Source organism: Sporolactobacillus sp. STSJ-5 (assembly GCF_024385605.1).
Taxonomy (GTDB): Bacteria; Bacillota; Bacilli; order Bacillales; family Sporolactobacillaceae; genus Sporolactobacillus.
Genome location: NZ_JANFOJ010000001.1, coordinates 184,130 through 203,376, shown reverse-complemented (window position 1 = coordinate 203,376; position 19,247 = coordinate 184,130). Strand labels below are relative to the sequence as shown.

Sequence of the window (19,247 nt, the reverse complement as noted above, 5' to 3'; positions counted from 1 at the left end):
TACCTATACATTGCGTATACAGTATGGTCTGTGGAAACTCAGGGCTGTCATCATAGATTCATTAAAGATGTATTGAGAACCATGCCATTGTGTTTATTTTAAAGTGATCGGTACAATTTATCAATATCAATAGTTCTTTTATTCCATTTATTGTATAAATAAATCGTTAAAATTTTGTTTTTTTCGAGGCTTTTCCCAACGTACTCCCATTAACTGTCATTGATTCCGGATTATTAATAATAACTATTATTTAACGGTAAATAATTATAGGCCTTTTATCCTAATAAAGTGAATATAATGGACATAATAGGTCCTTTGGACGCATGAATGTTACGATTGGATTATCGAATAAGGAAAAAAGACTAGTTCTCAATACGGGAAAAATATTATGGCAGAGGAGCGGTTAACTCATGAGTCAGGAGTATCGTTCATTTATCGAATTGCTGAAGGATGCACATGATCGGTTGGATCGGGTAGAGCGGGACTTAATTCATGTCAATGAAGTCTGTGAACAGATTGAGCGTCGGAAACCTATGGAATGTATAAAATAATCATTATTTTTTTCATCTTTCTTCCTTTTCAATGTCAAACATCACAGTAAAGTTAATTTTCTTTTTGTATACTGAAAAAAGTAGGTTTTCACTGACTTTTGATTGTGAACGTTGATGATGTGGAAACCGTGCTGTGGCGACTAGATCGGGTAATGATGCAAGCAGAAACTCATGGATCCGGGTTATTTAAAAGACAACGAAAAGGGGTCATTTATGATGAAAAGAATCGTAACGTTGAACACGATGAATCTGAGAGAATCAGCAAATCATGGCGGACACGGCGAATGCCAAACTTCTTGCCAATCCGCATGTAAAACATCTTGCGGTGTTGCAAATCAGCAATGTGCTGAACCGTCTAATCGATAAGTAAGAAAACTGTGTACCGCCCAACTGCTCTATGCAGATGGGCGGCAATTTTTTGCAAGAAGGAGTCTGATTGCATGATTCATCAATATAAATTAAATGGATACAATATTGTCCTTGACACATACAGTGGATCGGTGCATGTTGTCGATGATCTGGCTTACGATGTGATTGCACTTTATGAGGATACGAAACCTGAAACCATAGTTGCTCGGATGCTGAATAAGTATGCAGATCATGATGATGTAACGGAAGATAGCATTCGCGAAACAATCAGTGATGTTGCGAAGCTCAAAAAAGATGGTCAGCTATACTCTGAAGATGAGTTTAAGGATCTGTCCTTTAATTTAAAGAAGAGAAAAACCTATGTCAAAGCGTTGTGCTTAAACGTTGCACACACCTGCAATCTGACTTGTGAATATTGCTTCGCAAGCCAGGGAAAGTATCATGGTGCACGGGCAATCATGAGTTATGAAGTCGGTAAACGGGCGATTGATTTTCTGCTTGAGAATTGCGGCTTTCACCGCAATCTGGACGTGGATTTCTTCGGCGGCGAACCCCTGATGAACTGGAAAGTTGTGAAACAGATTGTCGCATACGCGCGCAGTAAAGAAGAGGAATGCAACAAGCATTTCCGTTTCACGCTGACTACGAACGGCTTGCTGCTCAAAGATGAAGTCATTGACTTTCTGAATAAGGAAATGCACAATGTCGTTCTCAGCCTTGACGGACGCAAAGAAGTACATGACCGGCTGCGCAAAACGATCACTGGAAAAGGAAGCTATGATTATATCGTTCCTAAATTCCAGAATTTCGTCAAGAAACGCGGGGATAAGGAATATTATGTGCGTGGAACGTTTACACATAATAACATTGATTTCACTAATGATCTTTTCCATATGGCGGATCTTGGGTTTGATCGTCTGTCGATGGAACCGGTGATTTGTGATCCGAAAGAACCCTATGCGCTTAAAGAAGAGGATCTCCCAGTCATCTATGATCAATATGAACTTCTCGCAAAAGAAATGCTTAAACGCGAAGAAGAGGGCAGAGGCTTCATATTCTACCATTACATGCTTGATCTGTCAGAAGGGCCATGTATCCATAAGCGTATTTCAGGTTGCGGTTCAGGTACGGAATACATGGCAGTCACGCCATGGGGCGAATTGTTCCCTTGCCATCAATTTGTCGGCGATGAAGCCTACAGTATGGGCAACATCTGGGACGGCGTGAAGACTCCGGAAATTCAAGATGAATTTAAGGAAACAAATTGCTATTCCAAACCGGAATGCCAAGACTGTTGGGCGAAGCTCTATTGCAGTGGCGGATGCCCGGCAAACTCACTTCACGCGACGGGATCACTGACCGGAAATTTCGAGTTCAGCTGCGACATTTTCCGCAAACGTATTGAATGCGCGATGATGATCAAGGTTGCTCAATCAATGAGAGTGACGGATCAAGATAAAGAAGCGGTCAATAATTAAGTGACAATGTAGGAAAAGCTGCCCATCAATTCGATGGACAGCTTTTTTTGATCCGTTTTTTTAAACGACTGAATCCGCACTTGTCGATTATTTATTGATTTGCACAACAGCCTTAGTGATTTTTTCCTGGATACGGCCGCTTAGGACATCCGGGATATCTTTAAGCTCCATGTCATGGGTAATCAGAGATTCAACATCAAGTTGCCCACTTGCCATAAGTTCAATCGCGTCCTGCATGGCGTGAGGATTGATAAAAGCACCCTTAATGGTCAATTCCTTAAAAAAGATGTCATAGGAGTTAACGTTGATGGTATCGTCGGGTCCGGAAACACCAAACATAAGGACTTGACCGCCTCGGTTTGCTGAAGCAATCGCTTGCTCCTGTGTTTTCGGCAAACCGACACATTCGATCACAACATCATAGGTTTCAGTGTGCTCCACTTTTTCCGGATTAAAAACTTCGTCGGCGCCGATCCGTTTCAGCAATTCTACTTTTTTGGGGTTGCGGCCGCTGACTGCAATTTTCTTCAAACCTTTTGCTGCCAGCATCGCAGTGAAAATCTGACCAATAAAACCGTCGCCAATAACCAGTGCGGTTTGATGAGACTTAATCTCCAGTTCATCGAGTCCGTGCACAGCGCAACTAACCGGCTCAACCATTGCTGCAGCCTTCAAGCTGAGACTGTCCGGAATTTGGTAGACATTCGTTTCCGGTACATTCACGAATTCGGCCATGCCACCGTGGCGTGTCACGCCGACTGCTTGATTATGTTCACAAAGCTGCGGACGGCCTTCGTGACAATAGTGACAGAATCCGCAAGGAATATTCGGATCAATGGCAACTCTGTCGCCAATTTTCAGCGCGCTGTGCACCTCTGGACCTAAATCAGCGACCACACCGGAAATCTCATGGCCAAGCACGACCGGCATATTTGCATCCCCGGATCCTGGGAGTCCTTTATAAAGGTGCTTGTCAGTACCGCAAATGCCGACATAGCTTACCTTAACTTTGATTTCATGATTTTTGAGCGGAACATCGGGAAGATTTTGAAGCTCCAGACATTCTTTTTCCGTTAAAACGAGTGCGTTCATTAAAAGCAAACTCCTTTCTTAATCAAAAACGAAAAAAAATAATTCGTTAGAGCAAACATGCGTGTCGTCAATTACTTTTCATGTTCACTGCTTTTTTCCTCTTGTTTTCGCCGATGCTGTTCTTTTCTCAGAAGACCTAACTGAATAACAGAATCCTTCAGAATGCTTCGCGCTTGACTGACGGTTTGTCGCACTTGTTTTTGTTTCTGTTCCAGTTCCTGGTCGGAGTAGTGCGAAAGCTTCTTTTGAATTTCCACCGTATGGAAATAGCTGTCTTTAACAAAGTTATAGGTGGATTTTCCGGCAACATCGAACCCATGTCCAATTTTCTTGCTGGACGGCTCCCTGCTGAAATCAGCAACTGAATCAATCAATTTTTCGCTGAATTTGTGGTCCCAGAACGTAATCAGCGGACCGGCGAAGAATGAAATGATGATGGTTGCGAGACCAATCGGTCCAGCCATGATTAAAGCTGCAATCATGAATGCAAGGTCCTGAACAATTCGGCAGTATTTATATTTAATATGCAAACGAGTTGAAGCGATCGGCGCCAACGCATCATAGGGAGCAACACCAAGATCTGCAGTCATATAAAGTGATGTTCCAAGTGTAAATAAAAGCAACCCGAGCAGTCCATTGACAATTGCGGTCAGAAGGGTTGGCTGGTAGTGGAAGAGTGTTCCGTAGAGTGTTGAAAACCAATCAATCATAAAACCGGCAAAAACCATGTTAAAAACAGTACCAATACCGATTTTCTTTCGGTCAAGCAAGAGTACGAAGATGATGATAACGATATTCGTGAGCAGCTGATATAAGCCCAGACTCATATGTAATTTGTTTGATACCCCAATATTAAGCGCTGTGAACGGATCGAGGCCGACATTACCCATTTTGCATAATGTTGCACCGGCGGCAAGGATTGCGACGCCAATAAGCGAAACCATTGATTTAATTACGAGTTCAAATTTTCGATGCGGATTAGTTCCATCTTCATTCACAAGTTAATCCCCCAATTCTTCTTTTAGTACGCTGAATTCATGACAAGAGCGGACTAATTAATTGAATATACGACTGGCAGAAGCTGTCGTTTATTCTCCCTATTAAGAAAACAATTTTCACATAATTAACTTTATATTTATTGTTTCAATAAATTTTTCCTTTGTCAAGGCGCTATTAGTTCCTTCGTTACAGCATTTGTATTTTTGGTGGGTGAAAAAATTTTTCAAAATGATTGTGTTTCATTTTTCATTGAATTAGGATGCTCTTTTTACTGAATATCATCCACGATGGTTCGGCGGCAAATTTACCTTGATCATCTTAATGAAAGCGCATTCCGAAATTGATGATTGGTTGGTATTCTTTAGAAGTAAAACTGGAAGAAGTGACAAAAATGAGTTATTTATTTGAAATGTTTAATAGTATGTAATATATGATTGAATAAAATGTCATATTGATCGGAATTCAAACTAATATGTTATACTATAAACTGTGATTTAATGGATTTATTTAAGTTGAAATCTGGCTGAAATCTAAAAAATAGCATCAATTGCAATGTGAACGATCACTCATTATTCATAGGGTTAAGGGGATATCGATGGAGACAAAGTATCTGGATTTACTCGCTGAGAAGTATGATTGTGAAGAGAAAGTGGCGACAGAAATTATTAACCTGGAAGCAATCTTGAACTTGCCGAAGGGAACAGAACATTTTGTCAGTGATCTGCATGGGGAGTACTACGCGTTTCAGCATGTTCTGCGAAATGGTTCGGGAAATGTGAAGCAGAAAATTCACGATTTATTTAAGGACGAACTTTCTACAGAAGAAGTGAATTCATTCGCAGTGCTCGTGTATTATCCTGAAGATAAGCTGCAATTGATAAAAAGATCACTCACTGTTGAACAATTGAACCACTGGTATGTAACGACAATCGGCCGAATGATCAAATTAGCAGCTTTTGCTTCATCAAAATATACACGTTCCAAGCTGAGAAAGGCTTTGCCTGAGCAGTTTGTGTACATCATTGAAGAACTTTTATATAAAACAGATGAATTTGCCAACAAAAAAGAGTACTACTCAAAAATAATTAATCGTATTATCGCATTGGGTCAGGCGAGCAAACTGATTATCGGGATTGCTTACACGATTCAGAGGCTGGTTGTTGATCACCTCCATGTCGTTGGTGATATTTATGATCGTGGACCGCATCCGGAGCGCATTATGGATACTTTAATGAATTATCATTCTGTAGACATTCAATGGGGAAATCATGACGTCTTGTGGATCGGCGCCTATGCGGGATCAAAGGTTTGTCTTGCCAATATCATCCGAATTTGCGCGCGTTATAACAATCTCGATATTATTGAAGATATCTATGGCATTAATCTCATTCCGCTTCTTAATCTTGCGGAAAAATACTACGATGATAACCCTGCATTCCGTCCGAAGATGGGCACTGATTGTCAAATTTCAGAGAGTGAGCGGTTGCAAATTACGAAGATGCATCAAGCGATCTCAATGATTCAATTCAAACTTGAAATGCCAATAATTAAAAGGCGACCAGAATTCCAAATGGAGCACCGCTTGCTCCTTGATAAAATTGACTATGACAATCAGACCATTCGACTTAACGGTAAGGTGTACAAACTGTCGAATACATGTTTTGCGACGGTAAATTCTGATCATCCGGAGCAGTTGCTGCCTGAGGAAGAACAGGTTATTGAGAAACTGTTGTTTTCCATTCGCCATTCTGAAAAATTAGCGAGACATATGAATTTTCTGATTGGGAAAGGCAGTCTCTATTTAAAATACAATGGTAATTTGCTGATTCATGGCTGCCTGCCGCTTAATGAAGACGGAAGTATGAAGCATATGGTCATTAAGGGCAAGGATTATTCGGGAAAGCAGCTTCTCGATGTATTTGAATATTATCTGCGGTACAGCTGTGCACACCGTCCGGAAACCGATGACTTTGCGACGGATATGGTTTGGTATCTATGGACCGGAGAAAATTCATCTTTATTCGGAAAGAAGGATATGACGACCTTCGAACGCTATTTTATTAAGGATAAGGAAACTCATGCAGAACAGAAAAACCCATATTACAAGCTTCGTGAAAAAGAGGAAATATGTCGCCGAATGCTCACAGAATTTGATCTGGATGCTGAAGAAGGACACATCATTAACGGACACACGCCGGTAGAAGAAATTAATGGAGAGAATCCGATTAAAGCGAACGGCAAAATGATTGTCATTGACGGCGGATTTTCAAAGGCATATCAGTCGAAAACGGGCATTGCAGGCTATACACTCTTATACAATTCTTATGGCATGCAGCTCGTGGCGCATCAACGGTTTCATTCTAAGGAGGATGTCCTGGAAAATGGAACGGATGTGCTCTCCGTTCGCCGACTTGTGGATCGTGAACTGCGAAGAAAAAAGGTACGCGAGACGAACATCGGTAAAAATATATTAGAGCAGATTGCGGTTTTGAATGATCTGTTGACCTATAAATATCGAAACGGTTTGTCTGGCTGATCATGCGAATATGTTCCGGAAAAGAACCGGGAATCGAATGATTGATTCGTTTCCCGGTTCTTCTTTATCCATCAACAAGATTCAGAACGTTTCTTTTAATTGATTTTTGTGTGTTAGTGATATTTTACTGAGCCGCCATTAACGGCAAATTCAGCGCCATTAACATACGATGCTTTTTCTGATGCAAGAAAAAGTACTGTCTGCGCAATTTCATCCGGTTTTCCAATCTCGCCGCGCGGTATTTGACGAACATTTGCAGCAAAATGCTTAACTGCATCCTCGCCGTCCATTGAAAATTTTTCGGCAAGCATATCAATCATCCCGCCAGGCTGCTCCCACATGTTTGTTCGCGTTGGTCCGGGTGAGACACAATTTACACGGATGCCGTCATTGCCGAATTCATGAGCTAAAGCACTTGTCAGATTGATCACACCTGCTTTACTGACACTGTAGTCGATAGCGAATTCATCCGGAACATGTCCGCTTTCAGAACCGATTGAAATAATCGCCGAATGGCTCTGCTTTTTCAAGTGCGGCAACGCGGCTCGTGAGGTTCGAATCATCGCATACAGGTTTGTCTGCAGCGTTCGATTCCAATCGTCATCAGTCAAATCCAGAAAGCTGCTTTTATAGTTCGCAATACCAACATTGTTCACCAGAATATCAATCTTGCCAAAATGATCAACACATTCCTGAACAAGTTTTTCAGTGCCTTCCTTTGTGCTTAGGTCAGCAATTATGGGGTAGATCGAATCTGCAGGTTCAAGGTCCTTTAAGTGTTCACCACTTAAGTCCCCTCCCGCTACCTTTGCTCCCTCATCTAGAAAAGCTTTTGAAATCGCAAGTCCCATTCCATTGTTGGCGCCGGTAACAAGTACTACTTTATCTTCCAAGCCTAAATCCATATAAAAAAATGCCTCCTTGATGTCGTGCTCTTTATTCTTATTCCTTTTTTGAGGAATTTGAAACATGAGCGGCTGTCGCTCTGGGACATGAGACGAAGAATAAGTACGTATCCGATCCGTGTCAATGGAAAATGGAGAAGTGGGATTTCGTGCTGAAACAGCGATCAGATCCAAAGATTTAGTTGTTTACTGCCAGTCTTCGATTGATTAAAACCATTGCCGTAATGCAAATCGCGATAATACCAAGAATAAGCAGGGCTGCGTGTAGAAAGAATGTTTCCGGAAGGATGTTAATGATCGGGTCTGTACTTGGATCGAAAATCCAATAATTGTTCCTAAAAAATAGTTTATGGAACATGATGAATGTACGATTAAAATCGATAGCGAACATGAGCAGCGGTATGATGGTAAATAAAGTGAGCACGATAGCCGCCGGCTTTAAAAAAGAATAGTCGCGATATCTTATATTCTTTCTGATACCGATGGCACTGATGACTGCCGATAAAACAAACAGGACTTCGATTGCCGTAAAAATTCTTTTCACATCCTGAAAATGAATGCGCCCGCCAGTCGAAGAGGCAAGTGAGGGAAGGTCAAATGACTGTGAAAACGGATTTAACAAATATAAAATCGTGTAATTATAATTTTCAGCAATACGTGCATTGCCGATGCCGGTTTGTTCGGCAATATTTAAATGCCGGACATCAAAATAATACAGCGGTGTAAAGCCGAGCGTAGCGATAATGGCAAAGCAAATAACGAATACGGCGACACTGATTGCAATACTCCATTGGAGAAATCGATAGTTGGTCAAAAACAAGCAGAAACACATCCTTAAGCTTATGTTCATTAATTGTCACTATTTTGTACAATCATTATCCGCCTTTGGGAACAAGAATTCAAAAATCAGGATACGGATGTTTGAAAAATTGTGACAGGATGATGACTTTAAATCACATATAAGCAGAATATTTAGTCAATAAAAAATTTACTGTTATAATTAATGTTAAAGTCAGAATGAAGGAGACTTTTTCATGAAGCAGTTAGCCATAGCAATGCTCTTATTTTTTTTGCTCCTTTCTGCATGCGGATCAAACACTTCCTCGAGTCCAAAATCGGATACGGAGCATTCAACGGTATCGGCGAAAAGTGACACCAGCACTAGTACAACCCAAAAACGGAGTGGAAAAACGGCCATTGTGACTATTGACGGCAAAACGTTTGAAATGGATCTCTATGACAACCCCTCGGCACAGGCGCTAATCAAGACGATGCCAATGAAAATCAAAGCCAGCCGTTGGGGTGAAGGTGAATACTATGGTGAAATTCCAAAATCCATTCCTTCTGAAGGCAAGAAAACAGATCAATTTGATGTTGGCGAAGTCGGACTATGGCCGGAAGGAAATTCCTTCTGCGTTTTCTTCGGCCCGACACCGGTTAGCAAAGGTAATCAGCCGAAGATGGACTCCCCAGGTATACCTCTCGGAAAAATAACCTCCGATGTTTCTGCTCTCAGTTCAATGGACGGATCGGTCGATGTAACTGTAAAGTTGAAGTAATCTTAGCTCAAAGCATGGGCTTCCATGGTGCGATTCGATCAGTTTTGCGTATATAATAGAAACGTAACTGCACATTTCTTCGTGTGTACATTGAACAGTGAGGCGGTAGAATCATGGATAACTTTATTTTTCACAATCCGACGAAATTGATCTTTGGTAAGGGTCAACTGGAAAAATTAAAGGACGAGCTGCCTAAATACGGAACGCGCGTTTTGCTTGTTTATGGCGGAGGCAGCATTAAACGCTCAGGTTTATATGACCAAGTCAAGGACATCTTGAATGGAATTGATGCGGAGGTTTATGAGCTGCAAGGTGTAGAACCGAATCCACGGCTTTCCACGGTTAAGAAGGGAATTGCTCTATGCGCAGATAATGGAATCGAATTTCTGCTTGCTGTCGGCGGCGGGAGCGTCATTGATTGTACCAAAGCGATTGCTGTTGGTGCAAAGTTTGACGGTGACCCATGGCAATTTATTACCCGTAAGAAACTGCCTACAGATGCACTGCCGTTTGGTACAGTCCTAACATTGGCCGCAACGGGATCGGAAATGAATCCTAGCTCAGTGATTACTAACTGGGAAACACATGAAAAGTATGGGTGGAGCTGTGCCAATTCGTATCCGGCTTTCTCAATCTTGGATCCGACGTTTACCTTTTCTGTGCCTAAAAATCAAACAATTTATGGCATGGTGGATATGATGGCACATGTCTTTGAACATTATTTTCATCCGACAGAACATACGCCGCTGCAAGACAGGCTGTGCGAATCCATCCTTCAAACCGTTATAGAGGCTGCTCCGAAACTTGTCGATGATCTTGAAAATTATGATCTTCGCGAAACGATCCTTTACTGCGGGACGATGGCACTGAACGGTATGGTCTCGATGGGATTCAATGGAGATTGGGCTTCACACAATTTGGAGCATGCTGTTTCTGCAGTGTATGACATCCCTCATGGCGGCGGATTAGCTATTTTATTTCCAAATTGGATGAAACATAATCTTGATGTCAATGTCGGCCGTTTCAAACAGATGGCTGAGCGTGTTTTCCATGTTCAATCGGAAGGTAAGACGGATCGCGAGGTTGCACTTGAGGGTATTGAGTCACTGCGTTCGTTCTGGTCGAAGATCGGTGCACCAAGCAGGCTAGCAGATTACGAAATTGATGACAGCAAACTGGACCTGCTTGCAGATCGCGCGATGGCCAGAGGTATATTTGGTCAGTTCAAGAAATTAAATCGTGAGGATGTACTTGCTATTTACAAGGCATCTCTTTAATACTAAATAACAAGATCAAAAAGTCCGCCCGCTCAAGATGAACGGCGGATTTTTTTTGACTTGTATGTGTCACATAGTTCTAAAAGACGGCTTAGTTCATGTGGCAGCTCTAAAGAAAGAGTTTACAGGTAAAGCCAGGGCGGCGTTTCAGAATCAATAGCAATAAGCAGCACCGATGATGACAAGCAAGATAAATAGAACAATCAGCAGCGCAAAACCGTTGCCATAGCCCCATCCGCTCGTTTCGCAACCCATGGCAGACACCTCCTCATCACTTGATAATTTATTATATGAAGAGATGGGTTTTCGTGATTGAGCGGATGCCCATTTACCGATGTAGCCTTACATCTTCTTGATAAGGTAAGGCGCATTGTTGCGCACTGCATTTACATCTTGCGAGACTTCATAGGATTGCATGTGTTCAGGATCGAAGGGCTTAAGCATGCGCATCAGTTCTTTTGTTTCCGTATCGGGGTTCAGCCATTTGTCTTCGTCCTCTTTGGTTAAAATAACCGGCATACGGTCATGAATGGGTTGCATTAATGCATTTGCTTCTGTAGTAATAATTGTGCAACTGTAAACCAATTGATGGTCCTTTGTCGTCCATGAATCCCATAAGCCCGCCATAGCAAAGAGTTCGTTGGACTTCATGGTAAACCGGTAGGGAATTCTTTGCTTTGAAGCATGATGGTCCCATTCATAGAACGAATCGGCGATAATAAGGCAGCGCTTTCTGAGAAAAGGCTCTCGAAAGCTTGGCTTCTGCAAGAGGCTCTCGGCTCGAGCGTTAATCAGCTTATAGCCGATTTTGTCATCCATCGCCCAGGATGGAATCAACCCCCAGTGAAGATAGCCCATGCGGTTTCCTTTACTCCCTTTAACAACAGAAAGAATCTTTTGACCAGGTGCAATATTATAATTAGCTGTATAGTCTTCTTTTTCAGCAGCATGTTGTATTTGAAAACGATGAACAATGTATTCATAGGGCGCAATCAGCGTAAATCGACCGCACATGGAATCACCTCACCTTGTTCTAAGTATAACAAATCCATTGATGTGAATTGAAACCTTTCATTACGGAAATACTATTCTTTAATCGTAAGTGAATCGTGCAGATCCTTGCTGAGGAGAAAACAAAATGAATACGATTGTGAAAAATCTGGATTTAACATCTAAAGGTTCATGGTTTCCAATTACACTTTCAATTTTGCTCCTTTTGTTTGCGCTTTTTATGAAAAAAAAGCAATTGACGTGGAGAGAAATTTATTTGACCTATGGTGTATTCGGGTTCATTACATGGATGCTGGATACGATCACCGGGAATGTGCTCGATTTCTACGATGTAGGCAGTGCACATATTACAGGCTTGGGCGACTTCATGGCTTTTTCTTTTATTCCTTCTTCATTAGCCGTTATCTTCTCGAATTTTAGAACGGAGAAGAATAGATGGCTTATGGTTGTTCTGTTCACAATGATTTCAATGCTTTCCTACTGGGGCATTGAATGGGTCGGCTATTTTAGAGATAAAGGATGGAGCGGCATTGGCTCGCTCATTGTCTTCGTACTCGTATATTGGCTGGTCATTCCGCTCCATTTGCGAATGATGCGTCACCGCGACCGCAACAATTGAATGTCTGTTTAAACCGGCAATTCATGTATGCCGGTTTTTTTAGTTGAACCGAATGTCGATGATATCACGAGGAGATATGTTATGGAGCATACCCCATTGATCGCTGATATGAAGACATCGCTTATTTTCATCAATCGATAAGTGGCATTGGGGGATCTTTTGAATGACTCCGTTATGAAAGGAGTCGATATTCACTGACTTTTTGGTGAGAGCTGCTTCACGAACAATCTGCTCGATCTCCTCGAGTCTCTGTTCATCTAAGTAAGGACGTTCTCTTTTTGACTCTTCACGTGCTAATTCGCGGAGCGCTTGTACATGCTCGGGCAGCATCATGCGGCTTGATTCCCAGCGCATGTTCGATCCGTTTGTCAGTTTATTATTTTTCATACCTTGCCTTCCCTTTCCGTAATCATTTGTTTTCTATTGCGGTACAGCAAGATTCCTTACGATTATTATACACGAATATACGTTCTTGTCATGCTGTACTGGCCACCTTTAGTGTCCAATGTTTTCCATACGCGGCAAGTTCGCTATAATAAAACAATAGAAGCGGAGGTAATGACATGGATCAATTCAAGGAAGCATTAGAAAAATTTGCGAAATTGGCAATTAAAACAGGTGTTAATCTGCAACCAGGGCAAGGACTTTATCTTACTTGTCCGATTGAAGCAGCTCCATTTGCACATCTTGTGGCTGAAGAAGCATATAAAGCGGGCGCAAAAGATGTGACATTGCGGTGGGGTGATGACGAAATCGAACGTCTTCGTTTGGAATATGCACCGGAAGAGGCCCTGAAACAAATTCCTGAATGGAAATTCGTTGCGCAGAATTCAGCGGTTAAGGATAACTATGCGGTATTGCATATTTACGGACCAAATCCCGATTTGCTGGATCAAATGGACGGAGCACGTGTCGGCGCATTTATGAAAGCGACCAGCAACGGACTCAAATCATATATGGCATGCATTATGAAGGATGAGACACAGTGGTCAATCATCGCTTATCCGACAAAGGCATGGGCAAAAAAGGTTTTCCCTGATAAAGCGCTGGCGGAAGCACAGACACTTCTAATGGAAGAAATTCTTCGCATCAGCAGAGTGAGCGGAAATGACGATCCTATTGCTGCATGGGATACTCATAATGAAACCATACATAAGGCGAGCGATTTTATGAACAGCAAAAGGTTCAAACAATTGATCTATCATGCACCGGGTACTGACCTGACCATCAACTTGCCGGTCGGACATATTTGGAGCGGCGGTTCAGGTCCTTCAACATCAGGAATTCCTTTTAATGCTAATATTCCAACTGAAGAGGTTTTTACCCTGCCTGATAAGCGAGGCGTAAACGGCACGGTTTCCAGCACAATGCCGCTGAATGCTGATGGACGTGTCATTGATCATTTTTCATTGACTTTTAAAGATGGCGAAGTTGTTGATTTCAAGGCAGAAAAAGGTGAAGAAGCACTGAAGCATTTGCTGGATTCAGATCCGAATGCGCGGCGTCTCGGCGAGGTTGCACTTGTACCGCATCACTCCCCGGTATCTGAGTCGGGGCTCGTGTTTTACAATACACTATTTGATGAAAATGCATCCTGTCATTTAGCTCTTGGGAAGGCATATCCAACCTGTATCGAAGGCGGAAATGACTTAGACGAAGAAGGCTTGGATAAGGCAGGCGTCAATGACAGTTTGATCCATGAAGACTTCATGGTTGGGTCAGGTGAACTCGATATTGATGGAATAATGGAAGATGGTTCCCGAGTGCCGGTATTCCGAAAAGGTGCATGGGCATTTTCATTTGAATGAAAAGAGACGGATCGCTTCCAAGTTACTCATTGCTAAGCTGAAAGGAAACTGATATTCTAAAAAAAAGGTAATGGAAGCGGGACGGGCAAGATGAAAAATAAAGGTAAGCGAAACGGCGACAATAATAAGCTGATCATGTTTCCTAATTTGGAGGATCATTTGCTCAGTAAGGCGATGTCACTGGTTGAAGAGAAAAAATACGGCAATGCGCGCGAGCTGTTTGGGGAATTGCTTGGTCAAGACATCCATGACATTCGTGCACTGTACGGATGGGCTGTGTGCTCCGTTGAACTTGGCGATTACCGTGAAGCAGAAGAAGCGGTCATTATGCTGCTGGAAGAGAATACATCTTACTATTATGACGTGTTTCGTCTCTACTTGACGATTCTTATTGAACGTAAAGATTATACAACTGCACTCCATAAAATTATGGCCGTGAGCAAAAAGAGACCGATTCCTCCGGAACTTAAGGAATTTCTTCGTCACATGAAGAAATTCTGTCAAATTCGTCTTCATGAACCTGAATGGAGCAATGATGATTTGGGCGATCAGGTGGAAGATGAGCCAAATCGGGAGTACTCGGAACATGATGAAGTACAATCGGTGGATTGGCCAGCACTTGAAAAAGCAGATTCAAAAAATCAGATGCTGCTGCTTCATAATTTGGCAAACCAATTAAGAGCATCTCACCTTCCGGAAATCAAACGATTTCTTCTTGATGAGAAGCAGCACTCTGAAATAAAGACAATGCTTCTCTGCGCGATTAAAGAAGGCGATCTTGCAAAGGAGATTTCGGTTCGAAAGTTTGGACACATTTATAAAGCTAAATTGGAGAGCGAAGAATTTCTTCATAAGAAGTTTGCCGATCAAATCGAAAAAGAAATCAGGATGGAAATGGATTCGGATAATCCAACACTTGCGGATCTGGCGGTTGAAATGGAACGGACGTTTACTATGAATCTCTATCCGAAGCCGCTCAGACCGGATTCGTCAAAGGTTTGGGCAGCGTTGTTCTGCATACGTGCAATGGCTGCAGAATCAAAACGTGAGATAAGCAGGGTGCTTGAACGTTTTCAAGTGAATGATGATGACTATCAGCTGGCTGAGCAATTACTGCGCGAGGCGGAGGCGCATGGCATTTGGTCCTAAGGTATTGAAACGGGCACTTATGTCGATAATTTGTTACAAATAAGTTTTTCATAGGAAACTCTTATGTTATAATAACAGGGTTGTCATTGCTTTGCTGAAGAGCACTGCTTGCGGCGCTCTCGAGTCGGCATAACAAATGGCGGATGTTTGCGCGCAATTCAGGCAGAAAGCCAATATGCTGAAAAAGCATGAAGATAGATGTTGGAGGTAAAAAATAAATGACTGTAGAAGCAAAATGGGAAAAAAAAGAAGGCAATGTCGGCACTCTGACTTTTGAAGTGGATGCCGAAAGTTTTAACCAAGCATTGGATAAAGCCTTCAAAAAGGTAGTTAAGAAAGTTAATGTACCCGGGTTCCGTAAGGGCAGAGTACCGCGTGTGCTCTTTGAACAACGGTTCGGTGTAGAAGCTCTTTATGAGGACGCCATTGATTTTGTCCTTCCAGACGCATATTCTGAAGCGATTGACAAAACGGGTATCGAACCTGTAGACAAGCCGCAAGTTGATGTCGAAGAAATCGGCAAAGGCAAGAAATTAGTGCTTAAGGCAGACGTAACGGTTAAGCCTGAAGTAAAGCTCGGCGACTACAAAGGGCTTGAAGTTGAGGAAAAAAGCGCAGAAGTGACCGACGAAGACGTTGACCACGAAATCAAGCATCTTCAAGAACGCTATGCAGAACTCGTTGTTAAAGAAGACGGTGAAGTAGAAAAAGGCGATACAGTTGTTATTGATTTTGACGGCTATGTCGACGGAAAGCAATTTGAAGGCGGAAAAGCAGAAAACTATTCGCTCGAAATCGGCTCCGGATCTTTTATCCCAGGTTTTGAAGACCAACTGATCGGTGTTAAAGCCGGCGCGGAAAAAGATGTTGTTGTAACCTTCCCGGAAGATTATCACGCTGAAGAATTGAAAGGCAAAGAAGCGACCTTCAAAGTGACCGTTCATGAAATCAAGCAGAAACAATTGCCTGAACTTGACGATGAATTCGCCAAAGATGTCGATGAAGAAGTTGAAACGCTTGCCGCACTGAAGGAAAAAATCAAGAATCATGAAAAAGAGCATAAAGAAGCAGATGCAGTGAACAGCAAACGTGACAGCGTTGTTCAACAAGCTGCCGAAAATGCTGAAATTGATATTCCTGAAATTATGATTTCCAATGAACAGGACAATATCCTTAAGGAATTCGAACAGCGTCTGAAGGGTCAAGGCATGACGCTCGATATGTATACTTCGTTTTCCGGTAATGACAAAGACGCACTTCGCGATCAGATGAAGGACGATGCAGAAAAACGTGTACGTGCCAATCTGACACTTGAAGCCATTGCCAAAGCGGAATCAATCGAAGCAACGGACGAAGAAGTTGAAGAAGAACTGAAGAAGATGGCTGAACAATACAAGATCAGTGCTGATCAGATTAAAGCAGCAATGGGCGGCACCGATTTCATTAAGGGTGATCTTCAACTACGTAAAGCAGTTGATTTCCTTGTTGAAAACAGCAAGCCGAAAGCAGCAGCTGAAGAAAAATAAGGCAAGACATAATAAATCGTTGGCGGGCGACCGGTCTCGTCCCCAATGATTATTTTTTTACAGACAAAGAAACCAATGCTTTTTTCTTTGCACAAAAAGAACATATATAAGATAAGGGATTAGCGGTATTAGTATAAGAAAAACTAAAGCTTGGCCGGCGTCGAAGACTTGGCCTCGCTAAGTTTTTCTTTATCATACATAATTTACAGGATAAGGCATATGGCTTATCGGAAGCATTTTTTTATGTTACAATGCCTACATAGAAAACTTGCTGATTGGCGAGAAGTCAGGTGCATGAACGATCGGCATTTTGACAGGGTTGTGAAAACTTACCATGGTCTGATTGCTCGTTTTTTTGGTCGGCTGGTTAGCCTTAAACTAATGTTGAAGGCGGCTGAGACGACATTTGCTTCGGCATGAAATGCTTTTCCATCGGTAATACGATTTGTGAGAAAGAGGGAAAGCTATAGAATACGGCTTTCGATGGCTGATTGGTTCAATTGGTCAAGGTTTCGCTCTTGTCTGAAACTTCGGTAATGAAAGCATGAATAGGGGTGAAAGAATGTTTAAATTTAATGAAGAAAAAGGGCAATTAAAGTGCTCATTTTGTGGAAAAACCCAGGATCAGGTACGCAAGCTTGTAGCCGGACCGGGCGTCTATATTTGTGATGAATGTATTGAACTGTGCACGGAAATCGTGGAAGAAGAATTAGGCACGGACGAAGAAGTTGAATTTAAAGATATTCCGAAGCCGCAGGAAATTTGCTCCATCTTGGAAGATTATGTGATCGGCCAAAATGACGCGAAGAAGAGTTTGTCTGTAGCCGTATATAATCATTACAAACGTATCAACAGCAAACAGAAGCCGGATGATGTCGAACTGTCAAAAAGTAACATTATGATGATCGGACCGACCGGCAGCGGGAAAACGTTGCTCGCGCAAACCTTGGCACGCATTTTGAACGTACCGTTCGCAATTGCGGACGCGACTTCACTCACTGAAGCCGGCTATGTCGGTGAAGATGTGGAAAATATCCTGCTGAAATTAATTCAAGCGGCTGATTATGATGTCGAGAAGGCAGAAAAAGGTATTATCTACATTGATGAAATTGATAAAATTGCGCGTAAGTCGGAAAACCCTTCAATTACGCGTGATGTTTCCGGCGAAGGCGTGCAGCAGGCTCTGCTTAAGATTCTTGAAGGAACAGTGGCGAGTGTTCCGCCTCAAGGTGGCCGCAAGCATCCGCATCAGGAATTTATTCAAATCGATACAACGAATATCCTGTTCATCTGCGGCGGCGCGTTTGACGGTGTAGAACAGATCATCAAACGCCGTCTCGGCAAGAAGGTCATCGGATTTGGAGCGGGCAGCAAGAGTCAAGAAATGCATCGCGATGATGCACTGAAAAATGTGCTTCCTGAAGACTTGTTGAAATTCGGCTTGATTCCTGAATTCATTGGGCGTCTTCCGGTAATCAGCACATTGAAACAGCTCGATGAAAAAGCGCTTGTTGATATTTTAACCAAGCCGAAGAATGCATTGGTAAAGCAGTATAAGAAATTGCTTGAACTTGACGATGTCGATCTGGAATTTACAGACGATGCGCTTGAATCCATTGCTAAACTGGCCATTGAGCGCAAGACCGGTGCTCGTGGTTTGCGTTCGATCATTGAAGGTATGATGCTCGACGTGATGTATGAACTCCCTTCACGTGATGATATTGAAAAGTGTGTCATTACAAAAGAGACTGTTGAAGGCAAAGCGCGACCGACCTTGATTTTGACGGATGGAACTGAGGTCAACGTTGAAACGCCGAAGGAAAGTGCTTAAGCCAATTGAATCATTGAAAACACAAGCGTCCCTAAATTAGGGGCGCTTTTTTGCAAGAAAAGAAACATTCATGACCCACTTGAATGAAAATACCATTGTTAGAAAGTGTGATGTATTTACGTACAGAAGTATAAGATATTGCCCCATAATTATACAAATAAACCAGTGTCTTGGCCGAGAATCAAAGCAGAGGTGCGAGACGCCTGCGGGATCAGGTGCCAGCGAGACCCCGCAGATTTCTGCTTGTCTGAGGAGGCTCGCGGTGCGCCCGCAGTCGCGCTCAGTTGATGCGAGCAATCGTAGTGATGATTCAACACTGTAAAGACACAAACCAATCACACATGGCTGGAGATTAAAGACCGGGCGCTTTTTGCTCGGTTTTTCTTACACAAATAAGAAAGTATAAAGATTTAGAGGAATTTAGTGTAAGTGCAACTAAGTCTTCGCCTTCGTCAGAGGCTTGGCTAAGCCAAGTTTTCTAATGTGTAAATGAAAAGAAGTGACAGTCCTTACCTAATTGGAGCTCGGATCTGTTAC

Annotated in this window: 18 protein-coding genes; 11 read left to right on the top strand and 7 right to left on the bottom strand. The window is 42.4% G+C overall.

Going from position 1 to position 19,247, the window contains the following annotated elements; all coding sequences use genetic code 11:
- The first annotated feature begins 410 nt into the window (after positions 1–410).
- The 3 genes from NOM01_RS01075 to scfB all read left to right on the top strand — a co-directional run bounded on the left by NOM01_RS01075 (position 411) and on the right by scfB (position 2,398).
- Entirely contained in the window at positions 411–551 is a 141-nt protein-coding gene (locus NOM01_RS01075; protein WP_255745630.1) for a hypothetical protein, read from the top strand.
- A 216-nt stretch (positions 552–767) separates the two neighbouring features.
- Positions 768–917 carry a six-cysteine ranthipeptide SCIFF gene (gene scfA, locus NOM01_RS01070; protein ID WP_255745628.1) on the top strand — a complete coding sequence of 50 codons (150 nt, stop codon included), beginning with the start codon at positions 768–770 and terminating at the stop codon, positions 915–917.
- Between the two features lie 74 nt (positions 918–991).
- On the top strand, positions 992–2,398 hold the full coding sequence (gene scfB / locus NOM01_RS01065) for a thioether cross-link-forming SCIFF peptide maturase (RefSeq protein WP_255745626.1): 1,407 nt from the start codon (positions 992–994) through the stop codon (positions 2,396–2,398).
- A gap of 87 nt (positions 2,399–2,485) precedes the next feature.
- Here scfB and NOM01_RS01060 read toward each other — a convergent pair whose 3' ends face one another.
- Together NOM01_RS01060 and NOM01_RS01055 are read right to left on the bottom strand one after the other, a co-directional pair.
- Entirely contained in the window at positions 2,486–3,490 is a 1,005-nt protein-coding gene (locus tag NOM01_RS01060; RefSeq protein ID WP_255745625.1) for a zinc-dependent alcohol dehydrogenase family protein, read from the bottom strand.
- A 71-nt stretch (positions 3,491–3,561) separates the two neighbouring features.
- The gene (locus tag NOM01_RS01055) at positions 3,562–4,488 is read right to left on the bottom strand and encodes a YczE/YyaS/YitT family protein (RefSeq protein WP_255745623.1); all 927 of its coding nucleotides are present in this window, start codon (positions 4,486–4,488) and stop codon (positions 3,562–3,564) included.
- A 596-nt stretch (positions 4,489–5,084) separates the two neighbouring features.
- Between NOM01_RS01055 and NOM01_RS01050 the strand changes: the two genes are divergently transcribed.
- Positions 5,085–7,025, top strand: a complete 1,941-nt coding sequence (locus NOM01_RS01050; protein ID WP_255745621.1) for a fructose-1,6-bisphosphatase — start codon at positions 5,085–5,087, stop codon at positions 7,023–7,025.
- Between the two features lie 113 nt (positions 7,026–7,138).
- On the opposite strand, the gene NOM01_RS01045 is transcribed toward NOM01_RS01050, so the two are convergent.
- Positions 7,139–7,930, bottom strand: coding sequence for an SDR family NAD(P)-dependent oxidoreductase (locus tag NOM01_RS01045; protein ID WP_255745620.1), 792 nt, complete (start codon positions 7,928–7,930; stop codon positions 7,139–7,141).
- A 178-nt stretch (positions 7,931–8,108) separates the two neighbouring features.
- The gene (locus NOM01_RS01040) at positions 8,109–8,750 is read right to left on the bottom strand and encodes a TIGR01906 family membrane protein (protein ID WP_255745619.1); all 642 of its coding nucleotides are present in this window, start codon (positions 8,748–8,750) and stop codon (positions 8,109–8,111) included.
- A gap of 214 nt (positions 8,751–8,964) precedes the next feature.
- On the opposite strand from NOM01_RS01040, the gene NOM01_RS01035 reads away from it, so the two are divergent.
- On the top strand, positions 8,965–9,489 hold the full coding sequence (locus tag NOM01_RS01035; RefSeq protein WP_255745617.1) for a cyclophilin-like fold protein: 525 nt from the start codon (positions 8,965–8,967) through the stop codon (positions 9,487–9,489).
- Positions 9,490–9,602: 113 nt separating this feature from the next.
- On the top strand, positions 9,603–10,766 hold the full coding sequence (locus tag NOM01_RS01030) for an iron-containing alcohol dehydrogenase (protein ID WP_255745615.1): 1,164 nt from the start codon (positions 9,603–9,605) through the stop codon (positions 10,764–10,766).
- Positions 10,767–10,919: 153 nt separating this feature from the next.
- On the opposite strand, the gene NOM01_RS01025 is transcribed toward NOM01_RS01030, so the two are convergent.
- Together NOM01_RS01025 and NOM01_RS01020 are read right to left on the bottom strand one after the other, a co-directional pair.
- Positions 10,920–11,021, bottom strand: a complete 102-nt coding sequence (locus tag NOM01_RS01025) for a YjcZ family sporulation protein (protein WP_253064976.1) — start codon at positions 11,019–11,021, stop codon at positions 10,920–10,922.
- Positions 11,022–11,108: 87 nt separating this feature from the next.
- Positions 11,109–11,780, bottom strand: coding sequence for an SOS response-associated peptidase (locus NOM01_RS01020; RefSeq protein ID WP_255745612.1), 672 nt, complete (start codon positions 11,778–11,780; stop codon positions 11,109–11,111).
- 124 nt (positions 11,781–11,904) lie between these two features.
- Between NOM01_RS01020 and NOM01_RS01015 the strand changes: the two genes are divergently transcribed.
- Complete coding sequence (locus NOM01_RS01015) at positions 11,905–12,396, top strand: hypothetical protein (RefSeq protein WP_255745611.1); 492 nt, start codon at positions 11,905–11,907, stop codon at positions 12,394–12,396.
- 39 nt (positions 12,397–12,435) lie between these two features.
- Here NOM01_RS01015 and NOM01_RS01010 read toward each other — a convergent pair whose 3' ends face one another.
- The gene (locus NOM01_RS01010) at positions 12,436–12,783 is read right to left on the bottom strand and encodes a YolD-like family protein (protein WP_255745610.1); all 348 of its coding nucleotides are present in this window, start codon (positions 12,781–12,783) and stop codon (positions 12,436–12,438) included.
- 176 nt (positions 12,784–12,959) lie between these two features.
- Here NOM01_RS01010 and NOM01_RS01005 point away from each other — a divergent pair, with 176 nt between their 5' ends.
- From NOM01_RS01005 to clpX, 4 genes are all read left to right on the top strand, one after another.
- Entirely contained in the window at positions 12,960–14,204 is a 1,245-nt protein-coding gene (locus NOM01_RS01005) for an aminopeptidase (protein ID WP_255745608.1), read from the top strand.
- Between the two features lie 90 nt (positions 14,205–14,294).
- Positions 14,295–15,353, top strand: coding sequence for a tetratricopeptide repeat protein (locus NOM01_RS01000; protein WP_255745607.1), 1,059 nt, complete (start codon positions 14,295–14,297; stop codon positions 15,351–15,353).
- A gap of 218 nt (positions 15,354–15,571) precedes the next feature.
- Positions 15,572–16,879: a trigger factor gene (tig, locus tag NOM01_RS00995; protein ID WP_255745606.1), complete on the top strand. Its 1,308-nt coding sequence runs from the start codon at positions 15,572–15,574 to the stop codon at positions 16,877–16,879.
- A 562-nt stretch (positions 16,880–17,441) separates the two neighbouring features.
- Complete coding sequence (clpX, locus tag NOM01_RS00990; protein ID WP_255745604.1) at positions 17,442–18,710, top strand: ATP-dependent protease ATP-binding subunit ClpX; 1,269 nt, start codon at positions 17,442–17,444, stop codon at positions 18,708–18,710.
- Positions 18,711–19,247: the final 537 nt, after the last annotated feature.

Excerpts from the sequence above, each read along its gene's own strand:
- NOM01_RS01075 (WP_255745630.1), top strand. The coding sequence starts at position 411 with ATGAGTCAGGAGTATCGTTCATTTATCGAATTGCTGAAGGATGCACAT.
- scfA (WP_255745628.1), top strand. The coding sequence starts at position 768 with ATGAAAAGAATCGTAACGTTGAACACGATGAATCTGAGAGAATCAGCA.
- scfB (WP_255745626.1), top strand. The coding sequence starts at position 992 with ATGATTCATCAATATAAATTAAATGGATACAATATTGTCCTTGACACA.
- NOM01_RS01060 (WP_255745625.1), bottom strand. The coding sequence starts at position 3,490 with ATGAACGCACTCGTTTTAACGGAAAAAGAATGTCTGGAGCTTCAAAAT.
- NOM01_RS01050 (WP_255745621.1), top strand. The coding sequence starts at position 5,085 with ATGGAGACAAAGTATCTGGATTTACTCGCTGAGAAGTATGATTGTGAA.
- NOM01_RS01045 (WP_255745620.1), bottom strand. The coding sequence starts at position 7,930 with ATGGATTTAGGCTTGGAAGATAAAGTAGTACTTGTTACCGGCGCCAAC.
- NOM01_RS01035 (WP_255745617.1), top strand. The coding sequence starts at position 8,965 with ATGAAGCAGTTAGCCATAGCAATGCTCTTATTTTTTTTGCTCCTTTCT.
- NOM01_RS01030 (WP_255745615.1), top strand. The coding sequence starts at position 9,603 with ATGGATAACTTTATTTTTCACAATCCGACGAAATTGATCTTTGGTAAG.
- NOM01_RS01025 (WP_253064976.1), bottom strand. The coding sequence starts at position 11,021 with ATGGGTTGCGAAACGAGCGGATGGGGCTATGGCAACGGTTTTGCGCTG.
- NOM01_RS01020 (WP_255745612.1), bottom strand. The coding sequence starts at position 11,780 with ATGTGCGGTCGATTTACGCTGATTGCGCCCTATGAATACATTGTTCAT.
- NOM01_RS01015 (WP_255745611.1), top strand. The coding sequence starts at position 11,905 with ATGAATACGATTGTGAAAAATCTGGATTTAACATCTAAAGGTTCATGG.
- NOM01_RS01010 (WP_255745610.1), bottom strand. The coding sequence starts at position 12,783 with ATGAAAAATAATAAACTGACAAACGGATCGAACATGCGCTGGGAATCA.
- NOM01_RS01005 (WP_255745608.1), top strand. The coding sequence starts at position 12,960 with ATGGATCAATTCAAGGAAGCATTAGAAAAATTTGCGAAATTGGCAATT.
- NOM01_RS01000 (WP_255745607.1), top strand. The coding sequence starts at position 14,295 with ATGAAAAATAAAGGTAAGCGAAACGGCGACAATAATAAGCTGATCATG.
- tig (WP_255745606.1), top strand. The coding sequence starts at position 15,572 with ATGACTGTAGAAGCAAAATGGGAAAAAAAAGAAGGCAATGTCGGCACT.
- clpX (WP_255745604.1), top strand. The coding sequence starts at position 17,442 with ATGTTTAAATTTAATGAAGAAAAAGGGCAATTAAAGTGCTCATTTTGT.